Source organism: Cryptocyanus atlanticus LEGE 06306, from assembly GCF_056633155.1.
Genome location: NZ_JBSJOZ010000010.1, coordinates 1 through 17,754 on the forward strand (window position 1 = coordinate 1; position 17,754 = coordinate 17,754).

Genomic DNA, 17,754 nt, shown 5'->3' on the forward strand with positions numbered 1-17,754 from the left:
GGGTGCCGGTGCCGCCGCAGAGAATCACGGGCACCAGGGGCGTGGCTGGGCTCATGGGGGACCAGGAAGGATCTGAGGCAATCGTATGGGGATTGGCCGATCCGGTCCGTCCGGGTCTGTTCGGGTCCGTTCGTACGGCTCAGGGATCCAGCAGGCCGGCCGGTGGCGTGATCTCCAGCCAGCCGGCGGCGATGTCGACCCGCGGCACGATCGGCATCACGAACGGAATCAGCACCCGGCGGCCGGCCGGCGCTAGCAGCTCCACCTCCAGCAGGTCGTTGCCGGCATGAATCAGATCCACCACCGTGCCGATCGGCACCCCCGCCGGCGCCAGGCGCACCTCAAGGCCCTCCAGGTCCAGCAGGTGGAAGGCGCCCTCCTCCAGGCTGGGGCGGTCGCCGGCGGCCACCAGCAGGTCCTGCTGCACGAGGGCTTCGGCGGCCTGGCGGCTGTCCACCCCCTCCAGTCGCAGCACGAACAGCTCCCGGCCCGGCAGCTGGCGCCCGCTGAGCAGCGTCACCGGCCGGGCCGGCTCGTCCGCCCGGCGCAGCCAGCGGGGGCCGGGGCGGGTGAAGCGTTCGGGGAAGTCGCTGCGGGGAACGACCCGCAGCTCGCCCCGGAGTCCCTGGGCCGCCACCACCCGGCCCACCAGCAGCAACGCCTCCGGGTCGTCCTGCCTGGTCCCCTGCCTGGTCACCATGCCGTTTCGTCGCTCCGCATCCGCCCCACCATGCTGCCCTTCGGCTCGATAATGGAGCCCACCAAGACCGGGCGATCGATGGCTTCACCTGACGCATCTCCAGCGGTTGCTGAAGCGGCCCTGCCGATCCTGCCCGGGACCACGGTCGTCGTGCGCGACGCTCGCTCGATCTACAACGGCTACCGCGGCTTCGTGCAGCGCATCAGCGGCAGCCGGGCGGCGGTGCTGTTCGAAGGGGGCAACTGGGACAAGCTGGTCACGATGCCTCTGGCGACCCTGGAGCCGGCCTGAGACAGACCGCCCCACCGGCAAGGGCGGCCCGGGCCGCCTGCTGTTCAGCCTCGCGCCGGGACGGCCCCCAGCCTTCTCCGATCGCCGTGCCGCCCAGCACCACCCAGCTCTGGAAGCGGCGGGGATCCCCGTGGCGGTGGCTGCGTTCCTCGCACCGGTAGGAGGGCAACCCCAGGCCGGCGGCCTGGCTCCATTCCTGCAGGCCGGTCTTCCAGTTGTGGCGGAAGGGGTCGGCCAGCAGTTCGTCGGCGCTGCGCTGCCAGTGGGGGGTGAGCCAGTGCCGCACCGGCTCCAGGCTGCCGGAGGCCTCGTAGAGCGCGCCGGCCAAGGCTTCGATCGCCTCGGCGCGGATCGTGCGACGGGCCGCCCGGTCGGCGGCGGCGATCGGGCCCAGATGGAGCATCGCTTCGATGCCGCAGCACTCCCCGAGCTCCGCCAGCCAGCGGTCGCTCACCAGCTGGGCGCGCAGGGCCGAGCGTTCCCCGACGTTGAGCGGACCATGGTGACGCTCCAGATAATCGGAGGCGGCCAGCCGCAGCACGGCATCGCCGAGGAACTCGAGACGCTCGTGGTTGCTGGGCCGGCCGGCGGAGCTGTGGGTGAGGGCCTCCTCGATCGGCGCCAGGTCGAGATCGGCGGGCAGGCTCGGCCCCAGTTCCAGACGGGCCAGGAACTCGAGCAGCCGGTGGCGGCGGTCGTGGCTCAGGGGCACGGCGGCAGAAGGGGTGAAAGCAGGACGTAAGCCGGGTTCTGTTCCGGGTCGCCATGGCGACCCGGGGTGATCATCTGTCTGGGACCGCCGTTACCGACGGCCTCGAGCGGCGCGCTGGTGTCGGGACGGGTGTCATGGCCAACCGTTGTCCCTGGGCCTTGCTCCCAGCCGGGGTTTACCGAGCCAGCACCTCTCGATGCTGCTGGTGCGCTCTTACCGCACCCTTGCACCCTTGCCTGTGCGCCCGGCGAACCCGGCGCCATCGGCGGTGTGTTTCTGTGGCACTGTCCTCACGGTCGCCCGCACTGGGCGTTACCCAGCAGGCCTGGCCATTGGGGAGCCCGGACTTTCCTCAACCGGAGCCGTTGGAGGTCCGAAGACCGTCCGCCCCTCCGATCGCGACCACCTCGCCTGCTTTCGTCCCTGACTCTAGGCAGGGGGGCGGTCCATGCTCCCGGGGGGCCGGTCCATGCCGATAATGGCTGCCTCGGGGGCTGTAGCTCAGCCGGATAGAGCGACGGTTTCCTAAACCGTAGGTCGTGGGTTCGAGTCCCGCCAGCCCCGTTCTTCCCTGGCCCGCCTTCCGAGGGCCGCGCCCATCCGGGGCCGTTCGGCGCTTCCCGACCCACCCGGCAGTGGATCCGATCGCAGCGCGGAGCCGACGCTTCAGCGGGCTTTGGAGGGAGATCGTGCGGCAGTCGGCCTTCGGTAGCGCCGGCGGAGGACACCCAGACCGACAACCGGCAGCAGAGCCAGTCCGGAGACAGGGGAAGGAACGGCAACCAAGGATCCGGTGATGGAGGTGAAGATCGCTTGTTCGCCCCCACCGCAATTCTGACCAGCGTTCAGGCCCGAGGTGGGAGTACTGGCGCTGCAATAGAACCCTCCCGTAAGAGGCCTTGTGCCGACGGAATCGGTGAGGGCTCCGCCAGAAAAAGTGATCTGAAGCACATCCACGTTGCCTGTTGGATTGTTATTGAATGTGAGGGTATTGGTTCCGTTGTAGAAGATGACATTTGTGAAGGTCGTCGTATTTTCCCTGCTTCCAGTTTCTGGGCCGAAAAAATCACATGGGTCGCTTTGGCCGCTAGCCCCTTCGAAACAGACGGCGGTCACGGAAATGTCTGTGAATGTTGGATTATTTCCCCCTGGGTTCGTGAAGTTGAACGACCCGGAAATGGTGCCGTTGAAGCTAGGCCCCGAATCGTCGATGAAGGTGGCTCCAGATGTGGTTCCGGTGAACACATACTGAATGGCCCCGGCGGGCCTGCTAGCCCCCACAGCCAGGGCAGCAGCGCACCCTGCTCCCACCCGGAGCAGTTGCTTGATCGGGGGAAGGGGCACCGAAGGGCTTCGCTCATTCTGGCGGATCCAATTTTTGCAGTCCGGAGTGCTCACCCGTGGCCTTCACTGTGGCCATTCGCTGACCATGGCCAACCCTGGAGTGGACCGCCGAAGCGAATCATCTCCAGGGTTGAGTATCTCCTGAATCAATAGGGTGAAATGCCTTGGCTTAGCCCGTTGCTGTGGCGCCGATCTGGCCCGCTCCCCCCCCCCCCCCGGAATCCGGCCCTGCTCAGGCTGCGCGCCCAGGTCCCGCCGGCGGTGGCAGTCGGTGGAGCGATCCGGGCCGGGGGGAGCGGTGAGCCGCCATTCTGGGGAGTCGTGCTGGTGGTTGAACTGGATCGTCCTCCCCTCAGGAGCCCAGCCTCCGCGGCTGAGCATCAGGGCCGATGACCGTGGCGCGCTGGCTGGGCTGGGCCGGCTGGTTGGCGCTGGGCTACGGCGGGATCTGCCTGCTGATGGCCGTGGCCCAGCGCTCCTTCATCTACATCCCCCGGCCCGCCGCCGACCCCACCGCTCAGCTGGAGCTGCCGGTGGAGGGCAAACGGGTGCTGGTGGCCCATCGGCCCCACCCCGGCCCAGAGGCGCTGATCTACTTCGGCGGCAATGCCGAGGACGTGTCGCTCACCCGCGCCGAGCTGGCCGCCCTGCTGCCGGACACCGCCCTCTACCTGCTCCACTACCGCGGCTATGGCGGCAGTGAGGGCCGCCCCAGCGAAGCGGCCCTGCGCGCCGATGCCCAGGCCCTCTACGCCGAGGTGGCGAGGCGCCACAGCGCCGTGAGCGTGGTGGGCCGGAGCCTGGGCACCGGACCCGCCGTGCACCTGGCCGCCACCCAGCCGGTGCAGCGGCTGGTGCTGCTGGTGCCGTTCGACAGCCTGCTGGCGGTGGCCCACGGCGCCATGCCCTGGCTGCCGGTGGACCTGCTGCTGCGCGACCGCTGGGAGGCGGCGGCCGAGGCCCCCCTGGTGCAAGCCCCCACCACGATCGTGGCGGCCCAGTTCGATGCGGTGGTGCCGGTGGCCCGGGCCCGGGCCCTGCACCGCGCCTTCCGGCCGGGCGTGGCGGAGCTGGTGGTAGTTGCCGACCTCGACCACAACACACCGATCCTGGATGCCGCGGCCTTCCGCACGGCGCTGCTGGCCGGAACCGGACTCTGAGGAGTCCAAGCCTCGGGGAGACCGAAACCGACCGGTCAGGGTCCATCCTTTCTGGAATGTCCCCCTACGGGCTCAGCTCAGGGCCCGGCGGCGGGAGCCGGTGGAGCGGCAGGGGCTGGGGGGACGGACTCCTCCAGCACCAGGTCGATTTCGCCGATCCAGAGCACCAGCCCCGCCAGGCAGGCCAGGGCGGCAAGCAGCAACCCCCAGTGGCGACGGTCCATGGCGGCATGGCGCAGGCGGGCGATGAAATTGGAGCATGCCACCGGGCTGCCGGCGGCGAAGGGGGGCCGGCATGCTGGAAGGTCGGCACGCAACCCTGGGGGTCACACGGTCGTTGGCAAGCCTGGAGTCCGATCCCCTGGCCCTCGATCCGGCCTGGCCCTCGCCGGTTCCCCTGGTCTGCCTGGATGAGGCGCTGCGTCAGACCGTGCTGCGGCGGGGCATCAGCCGCGAAGACCTCCTCAAGGGCCTGGGGCGTTCCCTCCACCACCGCATCCAGCTGCCGCTCCTCTGGCTGCTGCCGCCCCACTGGCGGCTGGCTCCCGCCCAGGTTCCCGCGCGCTTGCGCAGCCTGGTGGACCTGCTGGAGGCACAGCTGCTCAGCCCGGCCCTGCTTCACGCCCTGGTGGACGAACTGCCCGGCCTGATGCCCGGCCAGGGGCGGGGGCCCTCGGCGCTGGAGCGCTGGAGCGCCGAGACGCTGGGCTGGGGCGGCGCGACCCTGCCGCTGCCCGGCACGATCGCCGCCCTGGTGGCGGCGCCGCCGCCAGACACTCCTGAGGCTCCCCCCACCGATCGCCCCATCCCCCCGGGCGGCGGCCTGCGCTTTCGCAACACCGGGCTGCCGTTCCTGCAGAGTGAGCCCTGCCGGCGCCGCAATGCCCTGCTGGCCCAGGTGTTCAACCGCCTGGCGGCGAATCTGATCAGCGAGCGACCCTGGATCCTGGAGAGCAGCGGATCGGGCCGGTTGCTGGTGGTGGCGCTGCAGGGCCTGGGCTGGAGGGTGCGGGCCCGCCTGCGCAGCAGCGTCGCCAGCTTCGGGATGGGTGCCAGCCTGCCGCTGCCCAACGGCGGCTGGGCCCAGGTGCCCCTGGCTCTGCCGCTGCGCACCGGCCTGCTCGAGCCGGCGGGGGCTCCTGGGGCCGATCGGCAGGAACGGCGCATGCTTCTGCCCCACAGCTGCCTGGAGTTGGAGCTGGCACCGCCCGGGCAACCGGCGTCGGCGTCCCTGGTGCTGCAGTACTACCAGGGCACCGAGGGGCTGTGTGGCTGGGAGGGCCTCAACGACCTGCACCGTCCCTGGCAGAACGACCGCTGCAACGGCACGGTGCGTTACTTCGACGCCCCCTTCGACGCTGAGGAGCTGCTGGAGCTGCTCGATCTGTGCGAGGTGGTGGCCCTGCTGCACAACGTCACCGCCGCTGAGCTGAGACTGCCTGTGGGCGGCTACGGCAGCCTCGGCTTCTGCATCGACAGCACGGCGCTGCTGCAGCAGGCCATGCGCGGCCGCTGTTCCCTCTTCCCGATTCTGTTGAGCGGGATCTGGCGAGAGCGGCTGCGCCGCAGTGGCAAGCGCCTCCGCCAGCAGGTGGGTGCCGGGCGCTGGAGCGAGGGCCACCAGCGGGCCCTGGAGCGCCACGACCGGGCCCTTGAGGCCCTCCCGCTGGATCTCTCCATCCTGGGGAAGGACGCGGCAGCTGAGGCGGCCGGGCGGATCCGCAGCAGCGCGCCCGCCTCCAGCCCCTTCCAGCTCAGCCGCGCCGGTTGAGCGCCGGGCCGCGGCGGCGGGGCGGCGGCGAACCGATCAGATCCAGCAGGCAGCGGGCCAGGGCAGAGCGGAAGCGGTCGGAGAAGGGGCCGTGCTCGCCGTTGTGGCCCATGCCCACCAGCCGCTGCTGCGACACCTGGCCGCGGCGCCGGGCCTGGTTCCAGAGGGAGAGCGGCAGCAGGGGCAGGCGGCCGGGATAGGCGAGGCGGCCGAAGGCGGCCACCGGATCACGGCTGCCCACCACCAGTTGGATCGCCTCGACGCGGGCGAGCTGTTGATTGCCGCTGAAGACGCCGCAGAAGGTGAGGATGCGGATCGGGCCCCGACAGAGCTGCTGGAGATAGTCGGCCACCCCCATCGCCATCTCGCCGCCGCCGCTGTAGCCCAGCAGCACCACCTGCTGCTGGGAGCCGATGACGAAGCCGAGCGGCCGCAGGCTGTGAACGATCTTGAGCGCCAGCAGATAGTTGGCGATCGGCCCGTAGCGCCGGTCGGAGGAGATCCCCACCTTGATCACGTTGTTGGCCTGCACGAGGAAGGCGGCGAGGAAGCGGATCCAGGGGCGGGGGTGCTCCTCCTGCAGGGCGAACAACCGGCGCCAGAGCCAGGCACTGCCCCGGTCTTCCGCCAGCTTCACCGGCAGCACGGTGTACGACTCCAGCCCCTTCATCAGCACCGTGTGGGGATCGAGGCCCCGTTCGATCTCCTCGAGCAGGCGCAGCACCCGCGGCGGATGGTCCCGCTCCACCTGATGGATGCCGTCGAGGTAGACGAGGAAGCGGCTCGGGACGCCGGCGGGCAGCGCCACCCGGGCCGGAGCGGCGCTGGCGGGAAAGAGTTCGGCGGGCCGGGGCAGGTCCTTCAGCCAGCCCTCCCAGAAGGCGTACTGCCCGATCAGCGAATAGATGCCCGCGGTGGGGATCAACAGCAGCAGCAGGATGCCGCTCACGCTGGCGAGCAGGCGGAGGTCCGCCAGCTTGAACACCGCGTCCAGCGCCGGCAGGAGCACCCCCAGGCTCAGCGACACCCACAGCGCCACCATGAGCAGCACCACCACCAGGCCGCGCTGGGCGAGGCGATGGCTGCGCTGCAGGCTGCGGATCGCGCCCGCGGTCGGGGCCGCCATGGCGGCAGGGTGACCCGGTTCAGCCATCGAGATCGGCGACAAGCCGGCGGTAACCGGCATGCCAACTCTGGCCGAACAGGATCGCCACCACCACCAGGCCCAGCACGTAGCCGGGCGTCGCGAGCAGCAGCGCCTCCCGATAGGGGACCGCGAAGAGGCTGTGCAGCAGCAGCACCACATTGAGCTGGATCAGGGCCCAGATGGCCACGGCGATGAGATCCCCGATGAACGGAGCGGCCGCCAACACGTAGAAGAGGCCGGGCAGCAGGGCGGAGCCCAGATGGCTGAGGAAGGCAGTGGGCGGCACCGGGCGACTGCTGAACGCCGCGAGCAGCAGCATGTCCACCAGGCCCACGATCAGCAGGGCCAGGGCGAGCAGCAGCACGGTCAGCACCAGCTGCAGGGCGATCTGGCGGGGTGTCATGCGGTTGGCCAACAGGGCGAACACCTGGGACAGGGAGATGGACAGCCCCACCAGCAGGATCAGCCCCACCTCCAGATGGGCCCGCTGCAGCTGGTTGGCGAGCTGGACGAGAAGCTGCTCAGGCATCACGGAGTGCGGGGCGGTTCACGATCCAGATCACCACGATGGAAAGAATGGCGCAGTAAAAGCACCAGACGGAGTTGAACGCCTGGCTGTAGGTGAACCAGGTGAGAAAGATCGACACGAAGATCAAGATGCCGAACAGCTTCACCGCAGGGTCCCGCAGGGCCACCAGTGGGGCCACGATGAAGCCCCAGTAGAGCAGCTGGCCGAGGGGTTCGGTGTTGATGAAATTGTGCAGCACGGTCTGGACCTGATAGGTGATGCGCCCATCGGTGAACACATTGGGCTGCACCAGCGGTGGGTGGATCAGAACCGGCAGGAAAAAGCCGATTCCCAGCACACTGGCGATGATCCAGACCCAGCGCAATCGCTTCGAGCGGGCGGGTGGTTCGTTGGCCGCGCTGATCGCATAGGCCGACCAGGGGACCCAGATCATCCAGAAGCAGTAGGCGAAGAACAGGAACCCCACCGATGCGGCGGTGGTGAGGGGTTCCAGGCGGCCGCTGTCGAGGCCGGTCCAGACCAGCCCTTCGACGAATTGCTGCAGCCCGAAGAAGAGGGGGATGGCCGCTAGGGGCCCATAGCCCCGCCGGGGAATGGAGCGGGCGATCTGGATGCTGTAGAGCCCCATCGGCATCAGTACGGCGGCGGCCGTGAAACTGGCCGAGGCGGAGAAACACATGGGGAATCAGCGGATCGACCATTCTCAGAAGAATCAGCGCAAAAGCCAGCCCCTTGCTTCACAAACTGCCAAAGGCTTCTCAGAGGCTGGCCGCGGCGGCTCAAGCCGGTCAGGATCTCCCTCCAGTCTGAAGGGGAGATCAGTCCGCCTGGCCCGGCTCTGCATAGGCATCAGGGTTGAATCTCTGCATCAGCATGCCGGAGTCATCCCGACGGCTGAATCCATACCTCGCATAGAGGGATTCGGCATCCTTGGTGGCCAGAATCCAGCGACGGAAGCCCTGCAGGTCCGGGTGGGCGAACACACAGTCGATCAGCCATGTGCCCAGACCCTGACCCTGCTGCTCCGGCAGCACGAAGACATCCGTGAGATAGCCGAAGGTCGAGCGATCGCTGATCACCCGTGCGAAGCCGATCTGATCCGTTTCTTTGAGCAGGCTGAACGTTAATGAATGGTGCAGGGATGTCTGGATCTTGCTGCGTTCCATGCCACTGCCCCAGTAGGACTGAACAAGAAAATCCACGACAAGATCCAGGTTGATCCGGGCGGGATCGCAGGAAATGGTGAACGCGCCTTTCTGCCACTCCATGCAACACAGTCCAATCCGTTCTTGCCATCCAAGCATCATGATGCGACCCGGTGGGATCAGTGCCCCGCCCCCACGGCTCCGCCGCGTCCGCCGGCCTCCGGGGCCGCTCCGATGCGGGAGAACAGATCGGCGCTCTCGGGATTGAGATTCAGCACCTCCACCACGCTGCCCCCGAGCCGCAGACGGCGGATCACCTGATCAAGCACTGTCACGCCGCTCTGATCCCAGAGATGGGCCTCGGCCATGTCGATCGTGACCCGAGCCGGATGCTCATGCAGTTCGAATCCCTGGCGGAAATAGATCGCACTCACGAAGAACAGCTGTCCCCGGACGATGTAGATCCGGTGGCCGGGGTTCTCCTGATAGCTGTCGACGGCGATCACCTTGGCCACCTTGCGGCTGAACAGCAGGGCGGCCAGGGCCACGCCGGTGAGCAGGCCGATCGCCAGGTTGTGGGTGGTCACCGTGAGCACCACGGTGGTGAGCATGACGGCGCTGTCGCTTCGGGGCGCCACCCGCAGATCGGTGATCGAGCGGAGGTTGGCCGTGTTAAGGGCGATCATCACCATCACCCCCACCAGGGTCGCCATCGGGATGCGGTTCACCCATTCCCCGGCCAGCAGGATCATCGCCAGCAGGCTGACGCCCGAGACCAGCGTGGAGAGCCGGGCCCGTGCGCCGTTGTTGATGTTCATCACCGACTGCCCCACCAGGGCGCAGCCGGCCATGCCGCCGAACAGGGCGCTGACGATGTTGCCGATGCCCTGACCCCGCGCCTCGCGGTTCTTGTGGGTCGTGCTGTCGGTCAGGTCATCGAGGATGTCCTGGGTGAGGAATGTTTCCATCAGACCCACCAGGGAGATCGCCAGCGCCGTCGGCAGGATCAGCCCGAGGGTGGCGAGATCGAACGGCACCTGTGGCAGGGCGAACCCGGGAAGCCCGACGGGCAGGGTGCCCAGGCTCGAGACGGTGGGGAGATCGAGCCCGAGGGCGATCGAGAGGCCCGTGGTGGCCAGGATGGCTACCAGGGCCGAAGGCACCGCCCGGGTGAGACGGGGCAGGGCATAGATGATCGCCAGGGTCAGGGCCATCAGCCCCCACACCGCCGGCAGCTGACCGGCCGTGACCACCACCGTCTCCGGATGGAACACATCCAGCCCCAGCTGGGGGAGCTGGGCCAGCAGGATCAGGATCGCCAGGCCGTTGACGAAGCCGGCCATCACCGGCTGGGGCACGAAGCGCATCTGGTGAGCCAGCCTCAGGTATCCCCAGGCGATCTGCAGCACACCGGTGAGCAGGCCGGCCGCCAGCAGGAACTGCAGCCCCAGGCCCGGACCCTGCAGGTCCCCCTGCTGGACCAGCCCCGTCATCAGCAGGGCGGTGGAGCCGGTGGCCGAGGTGATCATGGCGGTGCGTCCCCCCACCACGGCCAGGGTCACGGCCAGGCAGAAGGCGCCGAACAGACCCACCTGCGGGGCCACCCCAGCGATGCCGGAGAAGGCGATCGCCTCCGGGATCATCGCGAAGGCCACCACCAGCCCCGAGAGAATCTCCCGGTGGGGACGGCCCCACCAGTTCGTCGGCCCTGGATCGCGTCGTGGCGGCGGGCGTCGCGTCGAATCGATCAACGTCTGCGTCATCTGGAACGGTGCTGGGGAGCCAGGCTCGGGGCACCGGGGCAGCCCCGGTGGTCTTGCTCGGATGCGGGGAGCCTGGGCTCCACCCGCTCATCTGCATGACCTACGGGGGAAGGGGACGCATGAAGTGACCGTACCATCCGTCCAGGACTCCGGTAGTGACCACTACCTGTAGTGGTCTGGCATCTTCCCCCTCCGTCGCTAGCGTGGGTTTGGCCGTGATGTCTCCATGACCCAGCTTCACGATCTGCGCCTGAGGTTGCTGGTCCAGCAGGAGAGTGAGCGCATCGCCCGCAGCCAGCCCGACGACATCGATCTCTCGGTGGTGCAGGCCCGCTGCCTCTGCTGGCTGGCCCTGCTGGCGGAAGCCCACGAAGACCAGTCGGGCGAGGCGGAACGCCGGGGCGATGTGGAGCAGGCGATGGGCTGGTTCGCCGATTCGATGCGGCTCCGTGACGTGATCCAGCTGGTCAGTTCGATCGAGATCCCCCTTCCCGCTCTCCAGGGGGACGGCGGAGAGGATCCTCTCCCCGGCGGCACTTCACATCCAATGCCATGATGGGCGCAGAGGAACCAAGGGAGCGCGGTGCCCGAAGAGCCCTGCCAATGCCCTGATTGTCAACGGTTCTATCGGGAACACGACCGATTGATCCGCGAAAATCCCACCCTGCGTCAGCAGCAGGAACTCAACTGGGCGGCCCTTCAGTCGTTCCGCACTCTGGCGGGCCGTGTGCTGGAAGAGCTGCAGAAGGCCCACGGGGATGCTGAGACGGAACCCTCTGCCGCGGAGCCCGCCGCTGCGGCCCAGCCCGGTGGCGGATCCAGCACTGATCCGGAGAATGAGCCGCTCCAGCAGGCGATCGGGGACCTCGAGAACATCAACGCCCATCTGTTTTCGATCGAGGCCCTGATGGAGCGCATCTTCGATGTCCGGGTGCCCGAGGAGGTGGAGCGCAGCTTCCGGGAGTTGGCCGGTGAACTGGCCCCCGATCCGCTCAACGCCGATCGGCTGCGTCTCAACCGCCTGCTCCATCAGACGCCCGACCTGCCCGACCACCGGAGCTAGGACCCTCCAGGCCCTCCCCCAGCGAGCGCCCGCCGGCAGAGTCTGGCGATCATCCCCTCCTCATCGGCTGGGATGCGCAGGCAGGTGAAGGGCTTCAGCCAGCCGAGCGCTTCGATCAGCTCCTGCTCCAGGGCGCTGTCGTTGGCGCCGATCCCTCCGCTGAGGGCGAGCACGTCGAGCCCCCCCAGGCTCGCCGCCATGGCTCCGATGCCCTGCAGCAAGCGGTGGCGGAACACGGCCAGGGCCAGCTGGGCGCCGGCGTGGCCCCGTCCGGCCTCATGCCTGAGCTCCCGCATGTCGCCGGACAGCTCCGAGAGCCCCCTCAGGCCCCCCTCCCGCTGCAGACCCGTCTCGAGAGCGTCCACCGACACCCCCTGGCGGAGCAGGTGCAGCAGCAGACCCGGATCCAGAGAACCGCTGCGGCTGGCCATCACCAGCCCCTCCAGGGGAGTGAAACCCATCGTGGTGTCCAGGCTGCGACCGTCCCGGATGGCCGCCAGCGAACAGCCCGCTCCCAGGTGGGCGCTGATCAGGTTCAGCCCGGGGGGGGGATCCAGCCGGGCCGCCACCACTTCGCTGACATGCTGATGGTTGAGCCCGTGGAAGCCGAAACGCCGCAACCCCTGTCGGCGCCAGGCCGGCGGCAGGGCATAGGTGAAGGCCTCGGCCGGCAGGGTGCGGTGGAAGCCGGTGTCGAAGCAGGCCCATTGTGGCAACTCCGGTCGCCAGCGCCGCAGCCAGCGGATGACGGCCAGCGCCGGAGGGTTGTGCAGCGGGGCCAGGGGCACCAGGGCCCCCAGGCCGCGCTCCACCTCGGCGTCGATCCGCCTGGGAGCGGTGAAGCGCTCCCCGCCGTGCACGACCCGGTGGGCCACCAGTTCCAGCCGATCGAGCCAGGGGGCCAGGGCCTCGGCCAGCCCCGTCGCCTCAGCCGGCTGCTGATCCAGGCTCCAGGGCCGCTGCTCCTCCCAAAGACGGCTGCCGTGGCCATCGATCACGCAGGCCTTGAGGCTGGAACTACCCACGTTGAGCACCAGCAGAGGGCGCTGGGCTGCGGCCATCTCAGTCGATCTCGCAGCTGATCGTCACCGGGAACGGCTCCGCCTTCCAGATGCGCCCCGCGTAGTCGCGAATGGAGCGGTCGGAAGAGAAGAAGCCGGTGCGGGCCGTGTTCAGCAACGACATGCGATTCCAGGTGGGTCGGTCGGCCCAGGCCTGGCTGACCGCAGCCTGGGCGCGCAGATAATCGGTGAAATCGGCGAACACGTAGTAAGCGTCGCGGCCGGTGAGGTTCTCCAGCAGCGGTTTGAACAGATCGCCGTCGCCGTTGCTGAAATGCCCCTGCTCCACCAGGCGCAGCACCTCAGGCAGCTCCGGGATGCTGCGGATCAGTTCCCAGGGCCGATAACCCTGCTCCCGCAGTGCGCTGATCCCGTCGGTGGTGTGGCCGAACAGGAAGAAGTTGTCAGCTCCCACCTGCTCCCGGATCTCCACGTTGGCTCCATCGAGGGTGCCGATCGTGAGCGCTCCGTTCATGGCGAATTTCATGTTGCCGGTGCCGGAAGCCTCCAGGCCGGCGGTGGAGATCTGCTCGGAGAGATCGGAGGCGGGATACACTCTCTGGCCGAGCTTCACGTTGTAATCCTGCAGGAAGACTACCCGCAGGCGTCCGTCCATGTCGGGGTCGGCGTTGATCGTCTCGGCGATGCCGTTCAGGAAGCGGATGATCAGCTTGGCCATGTAATAACCCGGCGCCGCCTTCCCCCCGAAGATCACCGTGCGCGGAGCAAGCCCATCGGCCTGGCCGGTCTTGATCCGCACGTACTGGGCGATCACCTGCAGGGCGTTGAGGTGCTGCCGCTTGTATTCATGGATCCGTTTCACCTGCACGTCGAACATCGAGGCGGGATCCACCAGAAGCCCGCTCTGGCGGTGGATGTACTGGGCGAGCTGGCGTTTCACCTGGAGCTTGGTCTGTTCCCAGCGCTGCAGGAAGGAGGCGTCGTGCTGGAAGGCCTCCAGCCGCCGCAGCTCATCGAGGTTGCGGACCCAGTCGGCGCCGATCGTCTCATCGAGAAGTCCGCGCAGCAACGGGTTGGCCAGGGCGATCCAGCGGCGTGGGGTCACACCATTGGTGACGTTGGTGAACTTCTCGGGCCAGAGGGAGGCGAGGTCGGGGAACAGCTCGGTGCGCACCAGATCGCTGTGCAGCGCCGCCACGCCGTTGATGTGATGGCAGCCCACGGTGGCCAGGTTGGCCATCCGCACCGATTTGGGATCGGCTTCATCGATGATCGAGACCCGCCGCAGAATCTGGTCGTTGCCGGGGAACTTCAACCGCACCGTCTGCAGGAAGCGGCGGTTGATCTCGTAGATCAACTCCAGGTGGCGCGGCAGCAGGCTGCCGAACAGGGCCAGCCCCCACTTCTCCAGGGCTTCCGGCAGCAGGGTGTGGTTGGTGTACGAAAGCGAGCGAGTGGTGATGTCCCAGGCCGCGTCCCAGCCGAGCAGCTTGTCGTCGATCAGCAGCCGCATCAGCTCGGCCACGGCGATCGCCGGGTGGGTGTCGTTGAGCTGCACCGCCCAGTGCTCGGGGAAATCGCTGATCGGCAGACCCCGCAGTTCCAGACTGCGCAGCATGTCCTGCAGGGAGCAGCTCACGAAGAAGTGCTGCTGCTTCAGGCGCAGCCGCCGGCCCTCGTCGGTGCCGTCGTTGGGATAGAGAACCTTGGAGAGGGTTTCCGAGCCCACTTTCTCCTCCACGGCGCCGTAGTAGTCACCGATGTTGAAGGCGTAGAAATCGAAGCTCTCGGAGGCTTCGGCCCGCCAGAGCCGCAGCCGGTCGCAGGTGTTGACGCGGTAGCCCAGCACGGGAACGTCGTGGGGAATGCCGATGGCGTGCTCCGAGGGGATCCAGCGCACCCGGTAATGGCCCCGGACGTCGCGGTAGCTCTCCGTGCGGCCACCGAAGCCCACGAAGCAGGCCTGGTCGGGGTGGGGCAGCTCCCAGGGCCAGCCGCTCTTGAGCCACTTGTCGGTGATCTCCACCTGCCAGCCATCGCGGATCAGCTGGTCGAAGATGCCGAATTCGTAGCGGATGCCATAGCCGGTGGCCGGGATTTCGAGGCTGGCCAGGGATTCCAGGTAACAGGCCGCCAGGCGGCCCAGCCCCCCGTTGCCGAGGCCCGGCTCCTCCTCCACTTCGAGAATCTCCTCAAGGCCGGCGACGCCGAAGCGTTTCAGCGCCTCGGCCGCCTCGTCCTCGATGCCGAGCATCAGCAGGTTGTTGCTGAGCTGGGGGCCGATCAGGAATTCGGCCGAGAGATAGGCCACCACGCGGATCGGGTTGGCCGAGATCGCTTCGATGCCCGCCAGGTAGCGGGTCATCAGCCGGTCACGGATGGCGTAGCTGAGCGCCATGTAGAGGTCATGGCGGCTCGCGGTGGGGGCCAGCTTGCCCAGCGTGTAGAAGAGGTGCTCGGTCATGCCGTCGAACACCCCGTCGGCCGTGAGGCCGCTCCGGTCCGGATCGGCATAGCAGCCCGGGGTCGGCAGCCTGAGCTGGCGCGGTGGGGCTTCGGTCATCGCAGGGTTCGGCGGGGGTGGAGGACAGCGGAGAGGGTGGAGGTGAGGGCCTGAAACGGCCCGCCGACCCGGTCATTGGCTGCCGACAGTCTGACTGGCGCCCCAGCGCCAATGAGTGATGTCAGGGGAATCCATCCCGTGGGTGTGGGCATGGTCACGGTTGGCCAGGATCGCTTCCTTCATGCGTTCCTTGACGTGGGCGGCCCGTGAGCCGAGGGCCGGGACCCGGTCGATCACATCGATCACCAGGTTGAAGCGATCGATCTGGTTGTTCATCGCCAACTCGAGCGGGGTGTTGATATTGCCCTTCTCCTTGTACCCGCGTACATGGAAATTCAGGTGATTAGTGCGGCGATAGGTGAGCCGGTGGATCAGCCACGGATAGCCGTGGAAGTTGAAGATCACCGGCCGGTCTGTGGTGAACAGGGTGTCGAAATCCCGATCCGACAGGCCGTGGGGATGCTCGCTGGGCTCCGTCAACGCGAACAGCTTGACCACATTGATCACCCGGATTCGCAAAGAGGGGATCTCCCGGTTGAGGATCTCCACCGCCGCCAGGGTTTCCTTGGTGGGGATGTCCCCGGCGCAGGCCATCACCACATCCGGTTCGTCGGGGGATTCGCCCTGATGGTCGTTGCTGGCCCAGGCCCACAGACCGATGCCCTTGGCCACATGCCGGCGCGCGTCCTCCAGAGACAGGTACTGCAGGTGCTTCTGCTTGTCGGAAACAATGATGTTGCAGACATTCGTCTCCACGAACGCCTCCTCCGCCACAGCCAGCAGGGCATTGGCGTCGGCGGGCAGGTAGACCCGCACCACCTCCCCACTCTTGTTGCCGGCCAGATCGATGAAGCCCGGGTCCTGGTGGGTGAAGCCGTTGTGATCCTGCCGCCAGACGGTGGAGGAGATCAGGCAGTTCCAGGGGCCGATCGGCGCCCGCCAGGAAGCGTGGTGGATGCAGGATTCCAGCCATTTGGCGTGCTGGTTGAACATCGAGGCGATCACATGGGCGAACGCCTCATAGGTGTGGAAGAAGCCGTAGCGGCCGGTGAGCAGATAGCCCTCCATCATCCCCACCAGGGTGTGCTCGGAGAGCATCTCCACCACCCGGCCCTCGCGGGCCAGCTCGCTGCCGTCGAGGTCCTCGGGCAGGAACTCCTCCATCCACACTTTCTTGCTCACCTCGTAGATGGCCTGCAGCCGGTTCGAGGCCGTTTCGTCGGGGCCGAAGACGCGCAGCGAATCGGGATTGCGGGCGATGCTGTCCCGCAGCAGGGCTCCGAGCGCGGCCGTGTTCTCCGCCTCAATCCGGCCCGGTTGGCTCACCGGCACGGCGTAGTCGGCGATCGGCGGCAGGCGCAGCTTGCGGCGCAGCAGGCCGCCGTTGGCGTGGGGGCTTGATCCCATCCGCCGCTGGCCGCTGGGGGAGAGCGCCTTCAGCTCGGCACGGAGGGTGCCGTTGGCGTCGAACAGCTCCTCGGGGCGGTAGCTCCGCAGCCAGATCTCGAGCATGCGGAGCTGCTCGGGATCCTGGCGGGGGGCAGGCAGGGGAACCTGGTGGGAGCGCCAGAAACCCTCCAGCTTGTGGCCGTTGAGCTGGGTCGGTCCGGTCCACCCCTTGGGGGAGCGCAGCACGATCATGGGCCAGGCGGGCCGCACCAGTTCCGCACCGCTGCGTGCCTGGCGTCGGATCGTCTGGATCCGCCCCACCGCCTCCTCCATCGCCTCGGCCATCGCCCGGTGCATCCGGGCGGGGTCATGGCCCTCCACGAACAGCGGTGTCCAGCCATAGCCCCGCATCAGACTCTCGAGCTCCTGGTGGCTGATCCGCGCCAGCAGGGTGGGGTTGGCGATCTTGTAGCCGTTGAGGTGCAGGACCGGCAGCACGGCCCCGTCGCTGCGGGGGTTGAGGAACTTGTTGATGTGCCAGGAGGTGGCCAGGGGGCCGGTTTCGGCCTCGCCGTCCCCGACGCAGGCCAGGGCGATCAGGTCGGGATTGTCGAAGACGGCGCCGCAGGCATGGGAGAGGACGTAGCCGAGCTCGCCGCCCTCATGGATCGAGCCCGGGGTCTCCGGGGTGCAGTGGCTGCCGATGTGGCCGGGGAAGGAGAACTGCTTGAAGAAGCGCGTCAGACCGACCAGATCTTCGGATTTGTCCGGATAGATCTCGCTGTAGCTGCCATCGAGGTACGTGGGAGCCAGCACCCCCGGGGCCCCATGGCCGGGCCCGGAGAGGTAGATCATCTCCAGGTCATGGCGACGGATCAGCCGGTTGGCGTGGGCCCAGATGAAGGACTCCCCCGGACTGGAGCCCCAGTGGCCGAGCAGGCGATTCTTGATCTGATCGGGATGCAGGGGTTCCCGCAGCAGGGGATTGCCCTGCAGATAGATCATCCCCACGGCCAGATAGTTGGCGGCGCGCCACCAGGCGTCGATCAGGCGCAGCTCGGCCTCATCGATCGGATCCAAGGCATCCCCGGCAAGGGAGCGTTCGGTGCTGAGGGTCATGGCGTTGCCGGGATGGATCGAATCTCGCCATCACGC

At 67.9% G+C, this 17,754-nt stretch carries 17 protein-coding genes, 1 tRNA gene and 1 other RNA gene; 6 read left to right on the forward strand and 13 right to left on the reverse strand.

Annotated elements, in window-relative coordinates; genetic code table 11:
* Positions 1-139: 139 nt before the first annotated feature.
* A complete protein-coding gene (rimM, locus tag ACWJI7_RS10685) occupies positions 140-700 on the reverse strand; it encodes a ribosome maturation factor RimM (RefSeq protein ID WP_479937831.1) in 561 nt (186 codons plus the stop codon).
* A 78-nt stretch (positions 701-778) separates the two neighbouring features.
* Here rimM and ACWJI7_RS10690 point away from each other — a divergent pair, with 78 nt between their 5' ends.
* Positions 779-991: an NAD(P)H dehydrogenase subunit NdhS gene (locus ACWJI7_RS10690; RefSeq protein ID WP_479937833.1), complete on the forward strand. Its 213-nt coding sequence runs from the start codon at positions 779-781 to the stop codon at positions 989-991.
* Here the strand turns inward: ACWJI7_RS10690 and rnc are convergent.
* Both rnc and rnpB read right to left on the reverse strand, forming a co-directional pair.
* A complete protein-coding gene (gene rnc / locus ACWJI7_RS10695) occupies positions 957-1,697 on the reverse strand; it encodes a ribonuclease III (protein WP_479938001.1) in 741 nt (246 codons plus the stop codon). The genes ACWJI7_RS10690 and rnc overlap by 35 nt on opposite strands.
* Before the next feature lie 18 nt (positions 1,698-1,715).
* An RNA gene (gene rnpB / locus ACWJI7_RS10700) (RNase P RNA component class A) lies at positions 1,716-2,121 on the reverse strand.
* Positions 2,122-2,193: 72 nt separating this feature from the next.
* Between rnpB and ACWJI7_RS10705 the strand changes: the two genes are divergently transcribed.
* Positions 2,194-2,267, forward strand: a tRNA-Arg gene (locus ACWJI7_RS10705).
* 102 nt (positions 2,268-2,369) lie between these two features.
* On the opposite strand, the gene ACWJI7_RS10710 is transcribed toward ACWJI7_RS10705, so the two are convergent.
* The gene (locus ACWJI7_RS10710) at positions 2,370-2,948 is read right to left on the reverse strand and encodes a hypothetical protein (RefSeq protein ID WP_479937835.1); all 579 of its coding nucleotides are present in this window, start codon (positions 2,946-2,948) and stop codon (positions 2,370-2,372) included.
* Positions 2,949-3,436: 488 nt separating this feature from the next.
* On the opposite strand from ACWJI7_RS10710, the gene ACWJI7_RS10715 reads away from it, so the two are divergent.
* On the forward strand, positions 3,437-4,207 hold the full coding sequence (locus tag ACWJI7_RS10715; RefSeq protein WP_479937837.1) for an alpha/beta hydrolase: 771 nt from the start codon (positions 3,437-3,439) through the stop codon (positions 4,205-4,207).
* 77 nt (positions 4,208-4,284) lie between these two features.
* On the opposite strand, the gene ACWJI7_RS10720 is transcribed toward ACWJI7_RS10715, so the two are convergent.
* Entirely contained in the window at positions 4,285-4,524 is a 240-nt protein-coding gene (locus ACWJI7_RS10720; RefSeq protein WP_479937839.1) for a hypothetical protein, read from the reverse strand.
* Positions 4,525-4,544: 20 nt separating this feature from the next.
* Here ACWJI7_RS10720 and ACWJI7_RS10725 point away from each other — a divergent pair, with 20 nt between their 5' ends.
* Positions 4,545-5,978 carry a hypothetical protein gene (locus ACWJI7_RS10725; protein ID WP_479937841.1) on the forward strand — a complete coding sequence of 478 codons (1,434 nt, stop codon included), beginning with the start codon at positions 4,545-4,547 and terminating at the stop codon, positions 5,976-5,978.
* Here ACWJI7_RS10725 and ACWJI7_RS10730 read toward each other — a convergent pair.
* From ACWJI7_RS10730 to ACWJI7_RS10750, 5 genes are all read right to left on the reverse strand, one after another.
* Positions 5,962-7,104, reverse strand: coding sequence for an alpha/beta hydrolase (locus tag ACWJI7_RS10730; RefSeq protein WP_479937843.1), 1,143 nt, complete (start codon positions 7,102-7,104; stop codon positions 5,962-5,964). The two genes, ACWJI7_RS10725 and ACWJI7_RS10730, sit on opposite strands and share 17 nt — an antisense overlap.
* A gap of 19 nt (positions 7,105-7,123) precedes the next feature.
* The gene (locus ACWJI7_RS10735; protein ID WP_479937845.1) at positions 7,124-7,654 is read right to left on the reverse strand and encodes a hypothetical protein; all 531 of its coding nucleotides are present in this window, start codon (positions 7,652-7,654) and stop codon (positions 7,124-7,126) included.
* Positions 7,647-8,333 carry a DUF6629 family protein gene (locus tag ACWJI7_RS10740; protein ID WP_479937847.1) on the reverse strand — a complete coding sequence of 229 codons (687 nt, stop codon included), beginning with the start codon at positions 8,331-8,333 and terminating at the stop codon, positions 7,647-7,649. The genes ACWJI7_RS10735 and ACWJI7_RS10740 overlap by 8 nt, the downstream gene beginning before the upstream one ends.
* Positions 8,334-8,472: 139 nt before the next feature.
* Complete coding sequence (locus ACWJI7_RS10745) at positions 8,473-8,961, reverse strand: GNAT family N-acetyltransferase (protein ID WP_479937849.1); 489 nt, start codon at positions 8,959-8,961, stop codon at positions 8,473-8,475.
* Between the two features lie 17 nt (positions 8,962-8,978).
* Entirely contained in the window at positions 8,979-10,562 is a 1,584-nt protein-coding gene (locus ACWJI7_RS10750; RefSeq protein ID WP_479937851.1) for a SulP family inorganic anion transporter, read from the reverse strand.
* Between the two features lie 226 nt (positions 10,563-10,788).
* Here ACWJI7_RS10750 and ACWJI7_RS10755 point away from each other — a divergent pair, with 226 nt between their 5' ends.
* Both ACWJI7_RS10755 and ACWJI7_RS10760 read left to right on the forward strand, forming a co-directional pair.
* Entirely contained in the window at positions 10,789-11,118 is a 330-nt protein-coding gene (locus tag ACWJI7_RS10755; protein ID WP_479937853.1) for a hypothetical protein, read from the forward strand.
* A 27-nt stretch (positions 11,119-11,145) separates the two neighbouring features.
* Entirely contained in the window at positions 11,146-11,625 is a 480-nt protein-coding gene (locus tag ACWJI7_RS10760) for a hypothetical protein (RefSeq protein ID WP_479937855.1), read from the forward strand.
* Here the strand turns inward: ACWJI7_RS10760 and ACWJI7_RS10765 are convergent.
* From ACWJI7_RS10765 to ACWJI7_RS10775, 3 genes are all read right to left on the reverse strand, one after another.
* The gene (locus ACWJI7_RS10765) at positions 11,622-12,686 is read right to left on the reverse strand and encodes an acetate/propionate family kinase (protein WP_479937857.1); all 1,065 of its coding nucleotides are present in this window, start codon (positions 12,684-12,686) and stop codon (positions 11,622-11,624) included. The genes ACWJI7_RS10760 and ACWJI7_RS10765 overlap by 4 nt on opposite strands.
* Before the next feature lies 1 nt (position 12,687).
* Entirely contained in the window at positions 12,688-15,210 is a 2,523-nt protein-coding gene (locus ACWJI7_RS10770; RefSeq protein WP_479937859.1) for a glycogen/starch/alpha-glucan phosphorylase, read from the reverse strand.
* A 72-nt stretch (positions 15,211-15,282) separates the two neighbouring features.
* Positions 15,283-17,718, reverse strand: coding sequence for a phosphoketolase family protein (locus ACWJI7_RS10775; protein ID WP_479937861.1), 2,436 nt, complete (start codon positions 17,716-17,718; stop codon positions 15,283-15,285).
* Positions 17,719-17,754 lie beyond the last annotated feature (36 nt).